Origin of the sequence: Streptomyces sp. NPDC093064, from assembly GCF_044754605.1 — a bacterium.
Taxonomy (GTDB): domain Bacteria; phylum Actinomycetota; class Actinomycetes; order Streptomycetales; family Streptomycetaceae; genus Streptomyces.
Map to the genome: position 1 here is coordinate 68,210 of NZ_JBIVPK010000016.1, position 18,485 is coordinate 86,694.

At 70.6% G+C, this 18,485-nt stretch carries 14 protein-coding genes; 4 read left to right on the top strand and 10 right to left on the bottom strand.

Features of this window, described 5'->3' with window-relative positions; genetic code table 11:
- The first annotated feature begins 99 nt into the window (after positions 1-99).
- A complete protein-coding gene (locus ACIQFZ_RS20905; protein WP_365422733.1) occupies positions 100-1,788 on the top strand; it encodes a sensor histidine kinase in 1,689 nt (562 codons plus the stop codon).
- Positions 1,785-2,465, top strand: coding sequence for a response regulator (locus ACIQFZ_RS20910; protein WP_365422730.1), 681 nt, complete (start codon positions 1,785-1,787; stop codon positions 2,463-2,465). Before ACIQFZ_RS20905 ends, ACIQFZ_RS20910 begins: the two co-directional genes overlap by 4 nt.
- A 52-nt stretch (positions 2,466-2,517) precedes the next feature.
- On the opposite strand, the gene ACIQFZ_RS20915 is transcribed toward ACIQFZ_RS20910, so the two are convergent.
- The 3 genes from ACIQFZ_RS20915 to ACIQFZ_RS20925 form a co-directional block, all read right to left on the bottom strand.
- Positions 2,518-3,573, bottom strand: a complete 1,056-nt coding sequence (locus ACIQFZ_RS20915) for an ABC transporter substrate-binding protein (RefSeq protein WP_365422727.1) — start codon at positions 3,571-3,573, stop codon at positions 2,518-2,520.
- A gap of 77 nt (positions 3,574-3,650) precedes the next feature.
- A complete protein-coding gene (locus tag ACIQFZ_RS20920; RefSeq protein ID WP_365435893.1) occupies positions 3,651-4,514 on the bottom strand; it encodes an ABC transporter permease in 864 nt (287 codons plus the stop codon).
- Positions 4,504-5,319 carry an ABC transporter ATP-binding protein gene (locus tag ACIQFZ_RS20925; RefSeq protein WP_365435896.1) on the bottom strand — a complete coding sequence of 272 codons (816 nt, stop codon included), beginning with the start codon at positions 5,317-5,319 and terminating at the stop codon, positions 4,504-4,506. Before ACIQFZ_RS20925 ends, ACIQFZ_RS20920 begins: the two co-directional genes overlap by 11 nt.
- Positions 5,320-5,479: 160 nt before the next feature.
- Here ACIQFZ_RS20925 and ACIQFZ_RS20930 point away from each other — a divergent pair, with 160 nt between their 5' ends.
- A complete protein-coding gene (locus tag ACIQFZ_RS20930; protein ID WP_365435899.1) occupies positions 5,480-6,172 on the top strand; it encodes a response regulator in 693 nt (230 codons plus the stop codon).
- A gap of 215 nt (positions 6,173-6,387) precedes the next feature.
- Here ACIQFZ_RS20930 and ACIQFZ_RS20935 read toward each other — a convergent pair whose 3' ends face one another.
- The 3 genes from ACIQFZ_RS20935 to ACIQFZ_RS20945 all read right to left on the bottom strand — a co-directional run bounded on the left by ACIQFZ_RS20935 (position 6,388) and on the right by ACIQFZ_RS20945 (position 10,812).
- Entirely contained in the window at positions 6,388-7,980 is a 1,593-nt protein-coding gene (locus ACIQFZ_RS20935; protein ID WP_365433348.1) for a cation acetate symporter, read from the bottom strand.
- Entirely contained in the window at positions 7,977-8,531 is a 555-nt protein-coding gene (locus ACIQFZ_RS20940) for a DUF485 domain-containing protein (protein ID WP_402691861.1), read from the bottom strand. The genes ACIQFZ_RS20935 and ACIQFZ_RS20940 overlap by 4 nt, the downstream gene beginning before the upstream one ends.
- A 157-nt stretch (positions 8,532-8,688) precedes the next feature.
- Positions 8,689-10,812 (bottom strand): type IIA DNA topoisomerase subunit B, encoded by a 2,124-nt coding sequence (locus tag ACIQFZ_RS20945; RefSeq protein WP_402691862.1) that lies wholly within the window; start codon positions 10,810-10,812, stop codon positions 8,689-8,691.
- A gap of 443 nt (positions 10,813-11,255) precedes the next feature.
- Between ACIQFZ_RS20945 and ACIQFZ_RS20950 the strand changes: the two genes are divergently transcribed.
- Positions 11,256-11,486, top strand: coding sequence for a hypothetical protein (locus ACIQFZ_RS20950; protein ID WP_141357618.1), 231 nt, complete (start codon positions 11,256-11,258; stop codon positions 11,484-11,486).
- 96 nt (positions 11,487-11,582) lie between these two features.
- Here the strand turns inward: ACIQFZ_RS20950 and ACIQFZ_RS20955 are convergent, their stop codons facing one another.
- The 4 genes from ACIQFZ_RS20955 to ACIQFZ_RS20970 all read right to left on the bottom strand — a co-directional run bounded on the left by ACIQFZ_RS20955 (position 11,583) and on the right by ACIQFZ_RS20970 (position 18,443).
- Positions 11,583-12,440, bottom strand: a complete 858-nt coding sequence (locus ACIQFZ_RS20955; protein ID WP_365433357.1) for a serine protease — start codon at positions 12,438-12,440, stop codon at positions 11,583-11,585.
- 120 nt (positions 12,441-12,560) lie between these two features.
- Entirely contained in the window at positions 12,561-14,105 is a 1,545-nt protein-coding gene (locus ACIQFZ_RS20960) for an RNA polymerase sigma factor (RefSeq protein WP_383058988.1), read from the bottom strand.
- Between the two features lie 432 nt (positions 14,106-14,537).
- Positions 14,538-15,425 (bottom strand): FadR/GntR family transcriptional regulator, encoded by an 888-nt coding sequence (locus ACIQFZ_RS20965; RefSeq protein WP_376652896.1) that lies wholly within the window; start codon positions 15,423-15,425, stop codon positions 14,538-14,540.
- Positions 15,426-15,587: 162 nt separating this feature from the next.
- Positions 15,588-18,443, bottom strand: a complete 2,856-nt coding sequence (locus ACIQFZ_RS20970; protein ID WP_402691863.1) for an ATP-binding cassette domain-containing protein — start codon at positions 18,441-18,443, stop codon at positions 15,588-15,590.
- Positions 18,444-18,485: the final 42 nt, after the last annotated feature.

Consider the following 18,485-nt stretch of genomic DNA (forward strand, 5'->3'; position numbering starts at 1 on the left):
GACGGCTCACCGTCCCGGAGCCGGCCACTGAGGCGCACGGCGGGAGATCCGCGCCACACCGCGGGAGCAGCACCCGCGCCCCGACGTACTGTCATGGTCATGAGCGTCTCTCCTCCCGCGCGCCGCCGGCGGCTGGGCCTGCCGCGACGCGTCTTCTCGCAGGTGTTGTTGATGCAGCTGGCGATCGCCGCGGGAGTCGCCGTGCTCGCGACCGGCCTGTTCCTCGCGCCGCTGGGCCACCAACTGGACGAGCAGGCGATGCGCCGGGCGCTCGCCATCGCCGAGACCACCGCCGAGAACCGGCAGATCGCACGGGACCTCCAGCACACCGCCCCGAGCGTCGACGGTCCCGTGCAGCGGGAGGCGGAGCGGATCCGGAAGGCGACCGGCGCCGAGTACGTCGTGGTGATGGACAAGCGGGGCACGCGCTGGTCGCACACGGATCCGGAGGAGGTCGGCCAGCACGTGTCGACGTCTCCCAAGACGGCCCTGGCCGGCCGGAAGGTCATGGAGATCGACACCGGCACGCTGGGGCGCTCGGCGCGCGGCAAGGTGCCTCTGTACAACGCCGACCACCGCATCGTGGGGGCGGTGTCGGTCGGCATCGCCTACGACAGCGTGCGGGCCAAGCTCATCGACGCCATCCCGGGTCTGTTCGCCTACGCCGGCGGCGCCCTGGCCGCGGGCGCGCTGGCCGCGTGGCTGATCTCCCGGCGGGTCCAGCGGCAGACGAGGGACCTGGCCTTCTCGGACATCGCGGCCCTGCTCGCCGAGCGCGAGGCCATGCTGCACGGCATCCGGGAGGGGGTCGTGGCCCTGGACCGCGCCGGGCGGATCCGGCTGCTCAACGACGAGGCACAGCGGCTGCTCGGCCTCGGCGACGAGGCGGTCGGCCGGTCGCTCGACGAGGCGCTCGGGGAGGGCCGTACGACCGACGTCCTGGCCGGGCGGGTGACGGGCACGGACCTGCTCACCGTGCGCGGGCAGCGTGTCCTGGTCGCCAACCGGATGCCGACCGACGACGGGGGTGCCGTCGCCACCCTGCGCGACCGCACCGAACTGGAGGAGCTGGGCCGGGAACTGGACTCGACACGCGGCCTGATCGACGCCCTGCGCGCCCAGGACCACGAGCACGCCAACCGCATGCACACGCTGCTCGGGCTGCTGGAGCTGGAGATGTACGACGACGCCGTGGAGTTCGTCGGAGAGGTGGTCGGCGACCACCGGGCCACCGCCGAGCAGGTCACCGAGAAGATCCAGGACCCGCTGCTCGCCGCCCTGCTGGTCGGCAAGGCGACCGTCGCGGCCGAGCGCGGGGTCGCGCTGTGGCTGTCGGACCGCACGCACCTGCCGGACCGGGTCGTCGACCCCAGGGGGCTGGTGACGATCGTCGGCAACCTGGTCGACAACGCGCTCGACGCCGTCGCTGCGACCCCCCACGCGCGCGTGGAGGTCGAACTGCGCGCGGAGGCACGTACCGCCGTCCTCCGGGTACGCGACACCGGGCCCGGGGTCCCGGCGGGCCGGCGCGACCTGATCTTCACGGAGGGGTGGTCCACCAAGCAGCCGCCTGCGCACGGCAGGCGCGGTATCGGTCTGTCCCTGGTGCGCAGGCTCGCCGAGCGGCAGGGCGGAACCGTCGCGGTGGGCGAGGCGCACGGCGGCGGCGCGGAGTTCACGGTCGTACTGCCCGAGGCGCTCACCGAACCGGAGCCGGCGCTGGAACCCGCCCTCGGTCCCGCCGCCGGGACCGCCGCCGGGACCGGAGAGGACGAGGGGGAGCGGTGATCGAAGTCCTGATCGTGGACGACGACCTCCGGGTCGCGCAGGTCAACGCCGCGTATGTGGAGAAGGTGCCGGGCTTCCACGTCGCCGGTGAGGCGCACAGCGCGGCCGACGCACTGCGCCGGCTCGAGACGCTGCCGCGCCTCGACCTGGTCCTCATGGACCACTACCTGCCCGACGACACGGGCCTGTCGGTCGTACGGGAGATGCGCGGTCGCGGCCTGCGGACCGACGTGATCATGGTGACGGCGGCCCGGGACGTGTCGACCGTGCAGGCGGCGATGCGGCACGGTGCGCTGCAGTACCTGATCAAGCCGTTCACCTTCGCCGGGCTGCGGTCCAGGCTGGAGGCGTACGCGGCGCTGCGCCGTGTCCTGGACGGTGGCGGCGAGGCCGAACAGGCCGCGGTCGACCGGCTCTTCGGGGCGCTGTCGGCGGCGCCGGAACCCGCGCTGCCCAAGGGGCACTCCCCCGCCACCACCGAACTCGTCCGCCGGACCCTGATACGGGCCGACGGGCCGCTGTCGGCCCAGGAGGTCGCCGAGCGGACCGGGGTGAGCCGGCAGACCGCCCAGCGCTGCCTGAAGTTCCTGGAGCGCACCGGACGGGCCCGGCTGACGCTGAAGTACGGCGGCGCGGGCCGCCCGGAACACCGTTACGTGTGGGCGGCCCGCGACTGAGGCCACGGCTCGGGGGGAGGGGAAGAGGCCGTGCCCCCCTTGCATACGGATGTCAGCCCGCGGCCTTCTCAACGAACTCGGTGGTGAACGTCTTGCTCAGGTCCACGTCGGCGTTCTGGATGTTGGGGTTGAACGCCTTGAGCACCGTCTCCACGGTCTCCGGACCGTTCTGAGGCATGACGCCGTCGGTGGTGAACATCGGCAGCGTGCTCTTGATCGCCTCCGCGTAGAGCGCCTGGTTGCCCTGGGAGTAGTCGGCGGGCATCTTGGCGGCGATCTCGTCGGCGCTGTGGGTGGACATCCACTTGAGCGTCTTGACGAACGCGTTGGCCAGCTTCTGGGTGGTCTCCTTGTGGCTGTTGACCCAGTCCGTCTGCATGTACAGGCTGGACGACGGGTACGGGCCGCCGAGCGCCTCCTGCGAACCCTCGGGCGTCCGCATGTCGACGAGGACCTTGCCCGCCTTCTTGTCCAGGATCGTCGCGACGGTCGGATCGGTCGTCATACCGGCGTCGATGGAGCCTTTCTCGAGCGCGGCGATGAAGGTCGGCCCCGCACCTACGGCGACCGGGCTGAACTCGCTGATCTTCACACCGTTCTTGACCGCCAGGTACTTGGTGAGGAAGTCGGTCGAGGAGCCGAGGCCGGTGACGCCGAGCTTCTTGCCCTTGAAGTCCTTCGGCGAAGTGATCTTGCCCTCCGCCTTGTTGGAGACGACCTCCACCTCGCCGGGCGCGTGCGAGAACTGCACGACGGACTCGACGTACTTGCCCTTGGTCTGAAGGTCCAGGGTGTGGTCGTAGAAGCCGACGGCGCCCTGGACCTGGCCGGAGACGAGGGCGGTCTCGGCCTGGACGCCGGCGGGCTCGCTCAGCAGCTCGACGTCCAGGCCCTCGTCGGCGAAGTAGCCGAGGCGCTGGGTGAGCATCGCGGGCAGGTAGATGACCTTGTCCAGGCCGCCCACCATGATCTTGACGTGCTCGCCCTTGCCCTTGCTCCTGCCCGAGTCGGAGGTGGAGCTTGCCGCGTCGTTCGCGCAGGCGGTGAGGGAGGACAGGGCGAGCAGGCCGGCGGCGGCCGACGCCGCGAATCTGGCGGTCTTGCGCATGAGGGTTCACGTCCTTGTGAGAGAGCGGTACGGGGAGAAGAAGAAGCTGGGAGCAGAGCCGGTACGGCTGTGGGCCGTCAGTCCCCGGATCCCGCTGGCTTCCAGCGGAAGATGCGGCGCTCGGCGAAGGTGAGCAGTCCTTCGGCGACGAGCGCGACCGCGGCGAGGATGACCATCGCGGCGTACACACCGGCCGCGTTGAAGGTGCCCTGGGACGCCGCGACAAGCAGGCCGATGCCCTTGGTGGCGCCGATGTACTCGCCGACGATGGCGCCGATGAGGGCGAAGCCGAAGCTGACGTGCAGGCTGGTGAAGATCCACGAGGTCGCGGACGGGATGACCACCTGGAAGGTAACCCTTCGGTCGCTCGCGCCGAGGATCCTCGCGTTGGCCACCAGGTTGCGGTCGACCTCCCGGGCGCCCTGGAAGGCGTTGAAGAACACCGGGAAGAACACGAGCACCACGGCCGAGGCGATCTTGGAGAGCGGTCCGAGCCCGAACCAGATCACGAAGATCGGGGCCAGGACGATCCTCGGGAGGGAGTTGAGCACCTTGATGTAGGGGCCGAGGACATCGGCGAGGAAGGTGATGCGGCCGAGCGCGATACCGAGGACCACACCGACCACCACGCCGAACACCCAGCCGATCAGGGCCTCGTAGAGCGTGTACCAGATCTGCTCACCCAGCGAGCCCTGCGCGGTGCCGTGCATGGTCCAGGTCCAGATCTGGTCCCAGATCTTCGAGGGCATCGAGAAGTTGAACGGATCGATGACCTGGGCCCGGGAGAGCGCCTCCCACAGGCCGAGCACGGCCACCAGCACCAGGGCGCGGGCGGAGCCGACGGCCACCTTGCGTTTGCGGGCGGCGCGAGCCCTGGAGTGCGCGCGGTCCGGGGTCTTGACCGTTTCGGCGACCGGAGTGCTGAGAACCTCAGGCGACATGGGCGGCACCTCTTTCACGGGTGATGCGGACCTCTTCGCCGAGCGACTCCCAGATCTCGCGGTAGATGTCGATGAACTCCGGCTGCAGGCGCACCTGCTCGACCTTGCGCGGCCGCGGCAGGCCGATGTCGAAGACCTGCTTCACGGTCGCGGGGCCGGCGGTCATGACGACGACCTTGTCGGCCAGGGCGATGGCCTCCTCCAGGTCGTGGGTGACGAAGACGACCGAGGCGCCCGTGCCCTCCCACAGCTCCAGGAGCTCGTCCGACATCAGCGCCCGGGTCTGCACGTCGAGCGCCGAGAAGGGCTCGTCCATCAGCAGGATCTCGGGGTCGTTGACGAAGGTGGAGGCGAGGGCGACACGCTTGCGCTGGCCGCCGGAGAGCTGGTGCGGGTAGCGGTCCTCGAAGGCGGCGAGTCCGACCCTGGCCAGCCAGGCGCGGGCCTTCTCCTTCGCCTCGGCCTTCGGCACGCCGCGGAATCGCGGCCCGGCCATCACGTTGGACAGCACCGAGCGCCAGGGGAAGGTGGCGTCCTGCTGGAAGACGAAGCCGACCTTGCCGCCGACGCCGTTCACCGGCTCGCCGGCCACCAGCACGTCACCCTCGGTGGGCTCCTCCAGCCCGCTGACCAGGGTCAGGGTGGTCGACTTGCCGCAGCCGGTGGGGCCGACCACGGCCACGAACTCGCCGCGCCGCACGGTGAGGTCGAGGTCCCTCACGGCTGTGTGCAGGCCCCCTGACGGGGTCCTGAACGTCTTGCTCGCGCCCCGCAACTCGATGGCGGGGCTGGTGTCTGCGCTCATGACCCGGGACGGTAGATGTGGCCCCGGCCACAGCAGCAGTCTTCTGAGCGCAACCCGTTCTTTTGCTCGCAAGCACCTGTTGTGCTCGTTTTGCGCGCGCTACAACAACGGAGCCGAACAACGGCTCAAAGCCCCTATGGCCTTGAGAGAAAGAGGCCCGATGATTGACGTCCTGGTGGTCGACGACGACTACCGTGTCGCTGAGATAAACGCCAAGTACGTGGGAAAGGTTCCAGGCTTCCGGGTCACCGCCCGCGCGCACAGTGCCGCACAGGCCCTGACCACCGTGCAGCGCGGAGGCATCGCCCTGGTCCTGCTCGATCACTACCTGCCCGACCGTACGGGTCTGGAACTCGTCCACCGCATGCGGGAACAGGGCATCGGCACCGACGTCATCATGATCACGGCAGCCGGGGACGTGGCGACCGTCCAGCAGGCGATGCGCCTGGGCGCGCTGCACTACCTGGTCAAACCGTTCACCTTCGCCGCGCTGCGGACCCGTCTGGAGTCCTACGCCGCCCTGCGCCGCACCGTCGACCGCGTCGGCGGACACGGCGTCACCGGGCAGGAGCAGGTGGACCGGATCTTCGGCGCCCTGCGCACCGCGCCCGCGCCCCCGTCCCCGGGGCTGCCCAGCGGCCACTCGGAACCGACGACGGACCTCATCTGCGGTGTGCTGCACCACGCCGACCAACCCTTGTCCGCCCACGAGGTGGCCGCCCGCACCGGCCTGAGCCGCTCAACCGCCCAGCGCTACCTGCGCCACCTGGAACAGGCCGGACGCCTGCGCCTGTCCCTGAAGTACGGCGACACGGGGCGGCCGGAGCACCGCTACGCCTGGGTGGCGCCCTAGGCCCTGTCGTCACATTCCCGCCTGCCCAGCGACGCCTGGCACGCACTCTCGCCACACCGGGCGAAAGCCCAAGTACGTCCAGTACGAGGACTTCCGCCCGGCACGCCGAGAGCACGCACCAGACGCCGCGGAGCCGCCCTTCGGGCGACGACGGGAATGTGACGACAGGACCTAGCCCGGCCCCGGGCCGCACGGCAGTACGCCGCCGTGCGTCGCTACACGGCCCCCGCGCCCGTCAGCGACCGCACCTCCGTCTCGGCGTGCTTGGCCTCGTCCGGCGCCTCGGTGGAGGTGACGGTGCCCAGCCAGCCGGCGAGGAATCCCAGCGGGACGGAGACGATGCCGGGGTTCTCCAGCGGGAAGAGCTGGAAGTCGACGCCCGGGAACAGCGCATCGGGGCTGCCGGAGACCACCGGGGAGAGCACGACGAGCCCGAGCGCGGGAATCAGCCCGCCGTACACGGCCCACACCGCGCCGCGGGTCGTGAAGCCGCGCCAGAACAGGGAGTAGAGCAGTACCGGCAGGTTCGCCGAGGCGGCGACGGCGAACGCGAGGCCCACCAGGAAGGCCACGTTGAGGTTGCGGGCGAGCAGGCCGAGGGCGATCGCGACCACGCCGATACCGACCGCGGCGACGCGCGCCACGGCCACCTCGCCGCGCTGCCGGGCACCGCGGCGCCGCAGCGACGCGTACAGGTCGTGGGCCACCGACGCCGAGGAGGCGAGCGTGATCCCGGCGACCACCGCGAGGATCGTGGCGAAGGCGATCGCGGCCACCACCGCGAACAGGACCGTCCCCGCCGTGGAGTCGGCGCCGCCGCCGAGGTCGAGAGCCAGCAGCGGGACCGCCGTGTTCCCGGCCGCGTTGGACCCGCGCAGGGCGTCCGGTCCCACGATCGCGGCCGCACCGAAGCCGAGGACGATCGCCATCAGGTAGAAGCCGCCGATCAGCCCGATGGACCAGATCACCGAGCGCCGGGCGGCTCGCGCCGTCGGCACGGTGTAGAAACGGGACAGGATGTGCGGCAGCCCCGCCGTGCCGAGCACCAGCGCCAGTCCGAGACTGATGAAGTCCAGGCGCGCGGTCAGGTCCCCGCCGTACTTCAGTCCGGGCACCAGGAAGGCGTCCCCGTGGCCGCTGCGCTCGGCCGCGGTGAGCAGCAGCCGGTCGATGTCGCCGTGGAACCTGACCAGGACGAGCACGGTCAGCACGACGGTGCCGCCCAGCATCAGGACCGCCTTGACGATCTGGATCCAGGTGGTGGCCCGCATCCCTCCCAACGACACGTAGATCACCATCAGCGCGCCGACGCCGATGACGGTCCAGGCCTGCACCCCTGCGCCGGTCCGGCCCAGGAGCAGCGCCACCAGGCTGCCCGCGCCCACCATCTGCGCCACCAGATACAGAACGGACACGGTGACCGAGGAGGTTCCCGCCGCGATCCGCGCCGGCCGCTCGCTCATCCGCGCCGCGACCACGTCCGCGAGCGTGAACCGCCCGCAGTTGCGGACCAGTTCGGCGACGAGGAAGAGCACGACCAGCCAGGCCACGAGGAAGCCCACCACGTACAGCACCCCGTCGTAGCCGAACAGGGCGATCAGCCCGGGGACTCCGAGGAAGGAGGCGGCCGACGCGTAGTCGCCCGCGACGGCAAAACCGTTCTCCATGGGTGAGAACAGCCGCCCGCCCGCGTAGAACTCCTCCGCCGATCCGTGCCGGTTGCGGCTCACCCAGGTGGTGATCCCCAGGGTGACCGCCACGAACACGCTGAACAGCACGAGTGCCAGCGTCTGGTGGTTGCCCGTCACGACGCACCACCGCGCGCGCCGCGCGTCAGCTCCTGGGTTTCCCAGCGCAGTTCGAGCGCCGCCCGGTCCCTGCGCAGCCGTGCGTGCCGGGCGTAGGCCCAGGCGAGCAGGAAGGTGCTGAGGAACTGCCCGAGGCCCGCCAGCATCCCCACGTTCACCGCGCCGGCCACCGGCCGCGCCATGAACCCCGACGCGGTCGTGGCGGTCACGACGTAGCTCACGTACCAGACGAGGAAGAGGGCGACCGCCGGCATCACGAACCGCCGGTAGCGGCTGCGCACTTCCTGGAACGCCGCGCTGCGCTGCACCTCGAGGTACGCCTCGGCCGCCGTACCGGCGCCCGGCTCGGTCCGCTCCTCCCGGCGAGCCGCCGGTAGCCGTGTGGTGGGAGCTCCCGTGCCGTTGTCGTCACCCCAGCCGGAGGCCAGCGCGTCGTACCAGGGGTCGCGGTACCTGATGTCCTCGGGCTCCGGGTCGTGGCCTCCGTCGGTCCCGGGTCCGTTCCCGGGACCGTCACCGCCGGCACGGAAGCGGTCGTTGCTTGACTGCATGCCCAAGGATGGACAGAACCGGAAGTTCCCTGACTTCTCTTCTCCCCGCTCTTCACCCCATCAGGTGACTCATCCCCTTCGGTGGCCGCGCCGGCACCGACAAGTCGGCGCGGGCCTCCCCCAGAAGGGAAGACCCGCGCCGGAAGGGACCGGTGCCCTAGGCGTCGATGCGCGAGCGGTCCAGGGTCGCGGCCGAGCTGGCGATGAACTCCTTGCGGGGTGCCACGTCGTTGCCCATCAGGAGGTCGAAGACCTGCTCGGCGGCCTCCAGGTCGGAGAGGTTGATCCGGCGCAGGGTGCGGTGGCGCGGATCCATGGTGGTCTCAGCGAGCTGGTCGGCGTCCATCTCACCGAGGCCCTTGTAGCGCTGGATCGAGTCCTTGTACCGCACGCCCTTGCTCTCGAACTCGAGCAGCTTGTCGCGCAGTTCGCGGTCCGAGTAGGTGTAGACGTACTTGTCCTGGCCCTTCTTCGGCTGGATCAGCTCGATGCGGTGCAGCGGCGGCACGGCGGCGAACACCCGGCCTGCCTCCACCATGGGACGCATGTAACGGTGGAACAGCGTCAGCAGCAGGGTCCGGATGTGGGAGCCGTCCACGTCGGCGTCGGTCATCATGATGATCTTGCCGTAGCGAGCCGTGTCCAGGTCGAAGGTACGGCCCGAACCGGCTCCTATCACCTGGATGATCGCGCCGCACTCGGCGTTCTTCAGCATGTCCGTGACGGACGACTTCTGCACGTTGAGGATCTTGCCGCGGATCGGCAGCAGCGCCTGGAACTCGGAGTTCCGCGCCAGCTTCGCGGTACCGAGCGCGGAGTCGCCCTCGACGATGAACAGTTCGCTGCGGTCGACGTCGTCACTGCGGCAGTCGGCGAGCTTGGCCGGCAGCGAGGAGGACTCCAGGGCCGTCTTCCGGCGCTGCGCGTCCTTGTGCTGGCGGGCGGCGATCCGCGTGCGGGCCGCGGCGACGGCCTTCTCCAGCACCACGCGCGCCTGTTGCGCGGCGTCGCGCTTGGTGGAGGTCAGGAACGCCTTGAGCTCCTTGGTGATGACGGTGTTCACGATGCGGCGGGCCGCCGAGGTGCCGAGGACCTCCTTGGTCTGGCCCTCGAACTGGGGCTCGGCCAGGCGGACCGTGACGACCGCGGTGAGGCCCTCCAGGGCGTCGTCCTTGACGATGTCGTCCTCGGCGACGCGCAGCATCTTCTTGGCGCGCAGCACCTCGTTCATGGTCTTGGCGACGGCCTGCTCGAAGCCGGCCACGTGCGTGCCGCCCTTGGGGGTGGCGATGATGTTGACGAAGGACCGCAGCGTCGTGTCGTAGCCGGTCCCCCAGCGCATGGCGACGTCGACGCCGAGCTCGCGGGTGACCTCGGTGGGCGTCATCTGGCCGTGGTCGTCGAGGACCGGGACCGTCTCCTTGAAGGTCCCGTGCCCGGTGAAGCGGAGGACGTCGCAGACCGCCCTGTCGCTCGCCAGGTACTCGCAGAACTCGCTGATGCCGCCGTCGTAGCGGAAGGACTCCTCACCCTTGCTGCCGCCGTCGCCGAGGCCGTACTCGTCACGGACGACGATGGTCAGTCCGGGCACCAGGAACGCCGTCTGGCGGGCGCGCTGGTGCAGGTTCTCCAGGGACAGCTTCGCGTCCTTGAGGAAGATCTGGCGGTCGGCCCAGTAGCGCACACGGGTGCCGCTGCGGGACTTGGGGATCTTCCTGGCCTTGCGCAGCCCGCTCCCGGCCTCGAACCTGGCGTCGGGTCCGCCCGCCGTGAACGCGCCGGGCACACCGCGCCGGAAGCTGATGGCGTGACTGTGGCCGCCGCGGTCCACCTCCACGTCCAGCCGGGCGGACAGGGCGTTGACCACGGAGGCGCCGACGCCGTGCAGACCGCCGGAGGCGGCATAGGAGCCGCCGCCGAACTTGCCGCCCGCGTGCAGCTTGGTCATCACGACCTCGACGCCGGACAGGCCCGTCTTGGGCTCGACGTCGACCGGGATGCCGCGGCCGTTGTCCCGCACCTCCACCGAGCCGTCGTCGTGCAGGACGACCTCGATGTGGTCGCAGTAGCCGCCGAGGGCCTCGTCGACGGAGTTGTCGATGATCTCCCACAGGCAGTGCATCAGACCGCGGCTGTCGGTCGACCCGATGTACATGCCGGGGCGCTTGCGCACGGCTTCGAGTCCCTCGAGGACGAGCAGGTGCCGAGCGGTGTAGTTGGAACCGTCGCGGTCTGCTCCTGCCAGCAGCGCTGTGGACGGCACGGACGTCTCGGCGGTCACGCGGTTCGCTCCTCGCTGAATTTCAGATGGGGCCCTGATGGGTAAGGGCACGGCTCGGGTAGCCGCTCAGAGAGTACCGAGGCCTGGTAGAGCCCTTGTAACGCAACCCTCGTCAGAAACACAGACTAGTAGAGAGTCGCATACGCGTTCGATCCTTCAGCCGAGTGAAGCACATATCACGTTCCCTTCGAGGCATGAACCATTTAGGCTCCGGGCACGTCCTCATCAAACAACCGGCAACCCGGCCGGGGAGGACCGACCATGACCGACAGCGCGAACCCGTACGACACATAGACACGCAATACGGCACATTCGCCGCCAAACCGGCAGCAGCCGACCGCCCCGAAGAAGAATCTTCGAGGAAAAGCCACGATCGGGAACGTTTGGGGCTGGTTGGATGTTGACCCTGGTACGACAGCTCGTCGAGCTAGAGAAGAGGCGACGTGACTACTGTTCTGACCCCCGCGAGCCCACTGACGGCCGCTGATCGCTGCGACCGCTGCGGCGCCCAGGCATACCTGCGCGTCGTCTTGCTCAGCGGCGGAGAACTGCTCTTCTGCGCCCACCACGGGCGCAAGTTCGAGCCAGAACTCAAGAAGATCGCCGCCGAGATACAGGACGAGACCGAGCGCCTGACCTCCGTTCCGGCGAACGCCTCCGAAGAAGAGCGCTGACATCCCGCCCGACGAGCCTCCGGCGCAGGCCGGCGAACGGGCGGTCGCTCCTGACACCCAGGAGCGACCGCCCGTCCTCGTGACCCGCGACGCCGGTCAGGACTTGCCGGACGACAGGTGGGGCGCCTTCGAACCGGCCCGGCTCAGCGCCCGGACCACCTCGGACACACGCGTGTAGACGCCGGGGCTCCCGGCACGCCCGCAACCGCTGCCCCACGACACAAGCCCGATCAGCCGGCCCTGTGCGACCAGCGGGCCCCCGCTGTCCCCCTGGCACGCGTCCGGGCCCCCGGCGGTCTCCCCCGCGCACAGCATGCTCTGAGGCAGGTATTTGCCCTCGCTGCTGCCCGGATAGGCCTTCTTGCACTGGGCGTCGGGCAGGACGTGGAGAGAAGCGGCATACAGGCTGTGGGCATAGGCGGCGGTACCCGCGGTGTCCCCCCATCCGTAGACCGTGGCGCTCGTGCCCGGCGAGTACGCCGGGTCGCCCGCTCCCGCCATGGGGATGACCGCACTCTGCGGCAAGGGCTCGGCGAGAGTGAGCACGGCGAAGTCACCTGCATTGGTGGTGGAGTCGTAGCGCGGATTGACCCAGGTGCCGCGCACGGAGACCTCCTTGCCCTGATCGGAGAGCAGATCAGTACGTCCCGTGATCACCTTCAGATCCGGCGTCGGTGGCGCGCCCACGGCCTCACTGGACAGACAGTGGGCCGCCGTGAGCACCGCGGTGCGGCCGATGGCCACGCCCCCGCAGAACTGCCCCGCACGGGTGCCTCCGAACCGGGCACGACTGGAGAGCGCCACGGTCCACGGGCTCTGCGAGACATCGACGGGGAAACCGCCGACGACAATGCTGTCGGCGGCGACGGGCGCCGCCGCGGCCAGCGGTATCGCGCCTCCGGCGGCCGCCAGGACCAGCGGCCCGATCAGGGCACGGGCAATACGGCGTCGCATGGATGCTCCTCACTCTCAGGCGATCACGGAACACCCAGAGTCATGCACAGTGGCGCGACGCGCAGCACGAGGGCCCGGCCCCCCACAGGGGGGCCGGGCCCTCGGTGTCATACGCCCGGACTAGTCGAGGTAGTCGCGCAGCACCTGCGAACGCGACGGGTGGCGCAGCTTCGACATGGTCTTGGACTCGATCTGACGGATCCGCTCACGCGTGACGCCGTAGACCTTGCCGATCTCGTCGAGGGTCTTCGGCTGACCGTCGGTGAGACCGAAGCGCATGGAGACGACGCCCGCCTCACGCTCGGACAGGGTGTCGAGGACCGAGTGCAACTGCTCCTGGAGCAGCGTGAAGCTGACCGCGTCGGCCGGGACGACAGCCTCGGAGTCCTCGATGAGGTCACCGAACTCGCTGTCGCCGTCCTCGCCCAGCGGGGTGTGCAGCGAGATGGGCTCGCGGCCGTACTTCTGGACCTCGATGACCTTCTCCGGGGTCATGTCGAGCTCCTTGGCCAGCTCCTCCGGGGTGGGCTCGCGGCCCAGGTCCTGGAGCATCTGGCGCTGCACGCGCGCGAGCTTGTTGATGACCTCGACCATGTGCACCGGGATACGGATGGTGCGGGCCTGGTCGGCCATCGCGCGGGTGATCGCCTGACGGATCCACCAGGTGGCGTACGTGGAGAACTTGTAGCCCTTGGTGTAGTCGAACTTCTCCACCGCGCGGATCAGACCGAGGTTGCCCTCCTGGATGAGGTCCAGGAAGAGCATGCCGCGGCCGGTGTAGCGCTTGGCCAGGGAGACCACCAGACGGAGGTTGGCCTCCAGGAGGTGGTTCTTGGCGCGGCGGCCGTCCTCGGCGATGATCTCCAGCTCGCGCTTGAGCTTGGGGGCGAGCTTGTCGGAGTTCGCCAGCTTGTCCTCGGCGAAGAGGCCCGCCTCGATGCGCTTGGCGAGCTCCACCTCCTGCTCGGCGTTGAGCAGGGGGACCTTGCCGATCTGCTTGAGGTAGTCCTTCACCGGGTCGGCGGTGGCGCCGGCCGCGGCGACCTGCTGGGCGGGCGCGTCGTCCTCGTCCTCGTCGGAGAGCACGAAGCCGGCGCTCTCGGCGCCCTCGGGCTCCTCCGCCGCGCCCTTGGCCTCCTCGAGCGCCTCGTCCTCGATGAGCTCGACGTCGTCCTTCTTGGCGGCGGTGGTCTTCTTGGCCGCCGTCTTCTTGGCGGCCGTCGTCTTCTTGGCCGTCGTCTTCTTGGCGGCGCTCGTCTTCTTGGCAGCGGCCTTCTTCGCGGCGGCCTCTTCCTCGACGGACGCGCCGGCGGCGGGCGCCGCCGGAGCGGCGGTGGCGGTGGCCTTCCTGGTGGTCACCGTCTTGGCCGCGACCGTCTTGGTGGCGGTGCGCTTGGCCGGACTCTTCGCTGCGACGCTCTTTCGGGTGCGCTTGTTGGGCTCCGCGGCACTGACCATCAGCGTCACACCCTCTTCCTCGAGGATCTGGTTGAGGCTGCGCAGTACGTTCTTCCACTGAGTGGCCGGAATCTGGTCAGCTTCGAAGGCCCGACGCACATCGTCGCCGGCGATCTGCCCCTCAGCCTTTCCCCGCTCAATGAGCGCCATGACAGAGACGGACTCGGCGATCTCCGGCGGGAGCGTACGGGATGTGCTGGCCGACACGAACAACCTCTCGGAACGTTGGAAAACGGCTTCCGGCCCCGTCCATCGCGGACAGGAGCCGACCACCGGCCTGGGGATTGGGCCGACGGCGCGGGTGGGGGCCGGGAAGTTGCACAGCGCCGTGTACGGCGTCCGTATTCCCTCCGCGGCTGTCACCTCTTAGGTCATCGCGTTGTACCCAGGAGTGTTACGCCCAATCTGCGTGGCCCCAGTCACACCCCGTAAGTGCGTAAAAACGGCCAGACGTGGGCAGATGGAGTGGGGTGGTCGCCAGGGACACGACCCCACCGGCGGCTCGCCCCGGTCCCTTGTGGCCCCGCCGGCTCGCTGAGGGGTCCGCGGTCGGCCGGCGAACCGCCCCTCACGGGACCCCACCGGAGGACGGCAGGGCCCCAGCCGTACGGCCCACGCAGGGACCGACGCTCGAGCGGCTCAGTGCTCGCGCGGCGCGGGGACCACCCGCTCGACCTCCGGGTGCACCGTGAGCAGTTGGCGCATGGCTCCTTCCGCCGCGGTGCCGTCGCCGCCCGCGACCGCGTCGACGATCCGGGCGTGCTGCGCCAGGGAGGCCTCGTTCGGCCGGTCGCATCCCGTGACGGGGCCGCCGGACACCTGGAGGGCGGCCGAGACGATCCCGGAGAGGTGCTCCAGCATCCGGTTGCCCGCGATCTGGATGAGTAGCGAATGGAACTCGGAGTCCGCGCGGGAGAAGGTGAGCGCGTCGCCCTGCCCCAGGGCGTGCCCCATGATCTCGACCATGTCGGACAGGCGCTGCTGGATGTCCTCGCGCCCGTGCCCGGCGGCGAGGCGCGCGGCGAGCGGCTCGATCGTCCAGCGCAGTTCGCTGAGCTCGCGGCGCTGGTCGTCGCGCTGCGGCCCGAAGGCCCGCCACTCGATGATGTCCGGGTCGAGGAGATTCCAGTCGCTGACCGGGCGCACCCGCGTGCCGACGTTCGGGCGGGCGCTGACCAGGCCCTTGGCCTCCAGGACCCGGAGCGACTCGCGGACGACGGTACGGGAGACCTCGAAGCGCTGGCCGATCTCCTCGGGCACCAGCGGACGGTCGGCGCCCAGGTCCCCGGAGACGATCATCTGACCCAGCTGCTGGACGAGTTGGCCGTGCAGTCCGCGGCCGCGGCTGCCCGCGGTGCGCCGGCCCACACGCCCCAGTTCCGGGTCGGCGCCCTCCCAGGCGGGGCTTGCGACGCGGTCGGGAGCGGGTGCCTCGGAGTAGGGGTAACGGTCGAGTCCGCCCGGGCCGGCGAGACCAGAGTCTGTGGAGCGGGCGGCGGTCATCATGGTGTGCGCAAGGGTACTCACGGATCCTTTGTCGGCGCCGTCTCCAACTCCCTTGAGGTCTTTGGTGAAAAGCACACGAAAGGGTGATCGCTCACTTCGCCTCAATTGACGCCTTATCGGAAAGAAATGGGCTCTCCCTGGGAAGTTGCGTGCAGAGCCCGACCGAAAGGGAGCGAACCCCTGTCATCGGGTCCGGCTCCGCAGGGCTGTCAGCAGGTACGCGCACAGCAGCGCGACGAGCGTCAACGTCAGGGCGCCGCCCACGGGTTGGGCGATCAGCCGCGCCGCGGCGGCCAGGTAGCGGTCACCGCCGAAGGGCCACTGGAGCAGGAAGAGCCGGCGCAGCCGGGCGGGCAGACCGGCGGCGTTCCACGCCTTCCCGCCCATCGCCCACTGCACCAGGGGCACGACGAGCACCGGTACGGAGAGTACGGCCGCGAGCCCTCCCGTGGTGGACCGGAACACCCCTCCGGCCAGCACGCCGGCCCAGGCGCATCCCACCACGAGGCTGATCCAACTCAGGCTCAGCGAGAGCCAGTCGCCGGGAACCTGGGTGAGTTCCTGCCCGTACACGGCATAGAGCACTTCGGCGTTGCAGCCGACCGTGAGGAAGGCGAGCAGCAGCGCGGTCGCGGTGGCCACGATCAGCTTCGCGGTGAGCAGCCCGAGCCGGCGCGGGACGGTGCCCCGGTCCGCCGCCAGCGCGGGGTGGCGGAACTCGTCGCCGAAGGCGAGCGCGCCGAGCAGCCCGGCGCCGAGCGCCGCCGGCGGCAGGGGCAGTTGCTCCGGCCATGCCGCCAGCAGCCGGGGCGGGGGGGCGTGGCCCATCCGCCCCATGACCAGGGCCGTGACGGCGGAGCAGACGAGGACGGCGGCACCGACGAGGAAGCCGGTGCGGACACCGGCGGCCCGACGCAGTTCGTACCGCAGGGGGCGCAGGGGGCTGGGGCCAGGGCGCACGGAGATCGGGGGCGGGAGAGCGGACGAGGCATCGAGTGCAGCGGCCTCGGCAGGGCGCGGGGTCGGGATTGAGGGCTGCGCGGGTGCGGGGTGTCCGGGCGCGGGGTGCGCGTTCGCGGGGTGGCCGGCCGCAGGCTGCCCGGTCGCGTGGTGCGCGGCCGCTGGATGTCCGTTCGCGGGGTGCCCGTTCGCGAAGTGGTCAGCCGCGGGGTGCGCGGCCGCGGGGTGGCCGTTCGCAGGCTGCTCGGTCGCGGAGTGGTCGGCTGCGGGGTGCGTGGCCGCCCGCTGCTCGGCGGGGGGTTGGTCGGGGCGCGGGGTTGTCGCGGCGGCTCCGTGCTGGGCTTCCGCAGGTGCGAACGGTTCCCGGGAGGGTGAGGAGGTGCGGGCGGCGCCGGGGGCGGTGACGGTGGCGGTGATCGTGGCCGAGGCGGCCCTGGCCTCGGAGTCGGCGGTCGAGTCGCGGGGTTCGAGGGCGGTGGCGGGGCCGAGGGCCTCGGAGCCGCCGGTCGAGTCGCAGGTTCCGAAGCTGGCAGTGGAGTCGGGGGACAGGGAAGCGGCGGCAGGGGTCCTGTCCTCGGGGCCGGCGGCCGGTCCCGGCGGCTGGGAACCATTGGTGTGGGCCGCACCGCCGGGCTGGGTGGTGGACCGCAAGGCACTGGCACCGGTGAGGGCGACCGGGTCGTCGGGGTGAGTGGTGATCTCCGGGCCATCGGAACCGGTCGTGAGATCCGGGCCGTCGGGACGAGCGACGGACGCCCCTTCGCCGAGACCGGCCGCCGGAACTCGGCTTCCCGTGTGAGCCGCGGGGGAAGCAACCTTCGCCCGCGGCTCCGGGGGTACGCCGAGACCATGTGCGGTGCCTGACGCATTGCCGGGACGGGGAGTGACCGACGGTGTCTCGCGCGCGCCGACGGACGGCTCCCCGGAGTACGTGGTGACGGTCGGTTCCGCCAAGCTCGGGCTGACGGAGCCGCCGTCTCCGGCCGAAGGGACGTACGCGCTCTCTTCACCCCCCGCGAGCCGTGCGCCCTCGGAGCGCGGGACGGCTGCTGCGCTCGCCGCGAGAGCGGCCGCGGACGGCTGCCTCTTCCCCGCGGCCGGTACGACAGCGGACGGCTGTCGCCCGTCGGGGGTCGTCGTCACCGCGGCCTCGGCCCGGGGCACCTCGGCCGCATCCGCGGCCGAAGGCGTTGAACCGGCACCGGCGCCCATGTCACCTACTTCATCGGCGAGTTGGTGGATGAGGATGCCGTGACGGAACGCGGCCTCGCCAACATCGGCGCACGTACTGCCGTAGACGAACAGACGGTTGCCACTCTCGCGTGCGACCTCGATGGAGCGGCGGGCAGTACGGGCCTCCTTGGCCAGGAGGGCTCCGAGGCGGGAGGCGTGCGGACTGCGCACGGCGACTCGGGGACGCAGCCGATGGCGGGCGAAGTCCGCGGCCTCCTGATCCGCGACGAGCCTGCCACGTTCGAGCGTGACGACACGGTCGGCGGCGCGGGCCGCCTCCTTGGGGTCGGCCGTGGTGAACAGGACCGTACCGCCCTGGTTCGCGTGCGCCCGCAGCACGTCGTGCAGCCAACGGCTTTCCCGCGCGGACAGTCCGTCGGCAGGGGCGTCGAGCACCAGCGTGTGCGGGTCGCCCAGCAGGACACAGGCCAGGCCCAGCCGACGGTCCACTCCCTGGGACAGAGTGCCCAGGCGCTCCTCTCGGAAGCTGACGAGCCCAACGGCCTCGAGGACTTGATCGGCGCGCCGTGCCGGAAGACCGGCCGCGGCACAGAGCATGCGCAGATGGCCACGGACCGTGCGTGCGGGGTGTCCTGGGACGCCGCCCAGGAGAACGCCGACCTCGCGCGAGGGATGAGCGATGCGGTGCAGGGGGTGACCCCTGAAGTAGGTGATGCCGCAGCCCTGTTGGAGCTCGAGCATGAGCCTGAGCGTCGTCGTCTTGCCCGAGCCCGCCGTTCCGAGAAGCGCGGTGACACGGCCCGCGTGCGCTTCGAAGGAGACGTCCTCGACGGAGGGCGGAAGGCCCTTACGGGAATCGCTGGTCAGTCCGAAGGCCTGGATCACCCGCAGCAAGATAGCGCGTCATGTCCGGATTTTCCGGGTATC

Coding starts and splice junctions, on each gene's coding strand:
- ACIQFZ_RS20915 (WP_365422727.1), bottom strand. CDS start 3,573: ATGCGCAAGACCGCCAGATTCGCGGCGTCGGCCGCCGCCGGCCTGCTC.
- ACIQFZ_RS20955 (WP_365433357.1), bottom strand. CDS start 12,440: ATGCGACGCCGTATTGCCCGTGCCCTGATCGGGCCGCTGGTCCTGGCG.
- ACIQFZ_RS20920 (WP_365435893.1), bottom strand. CDS start 4,514: ATGTCGCCTGAGGTTCTCAGCACTCCGGTCGCCGAAACGGTCAAGACC.
- ACIQFZ_RS20930 (WP_365435899.1), top strand. CDS start 5,480: ATGATTGACGTCCTGGTGGTCGACGACGACTACCGTGTCGCTGAGATA.
- ACIQFZ_RS20925 (WP_365435896.1), bottom strand. CDS start 5,319: ATGAGCGCAGACACCAGCCCCGCCATCGAGTTGCGGGGCGCGAGCAAG.
- ACIQFZ_RS20905 (WP_365422733.1), top strand. CDS start 100: ATGAGCGTCTCTCCTCCCGCGCGCCGCCGGCGGCTGGGCCTGCCGCGA.
- ACIQFZ_RS20940 (WP_402691861.1), bottom strand. CDS start 8,531: ATGCAGTCAAGCAACGACCGCTTCCGTGCCGGCGGTGACGGTCCCGGG.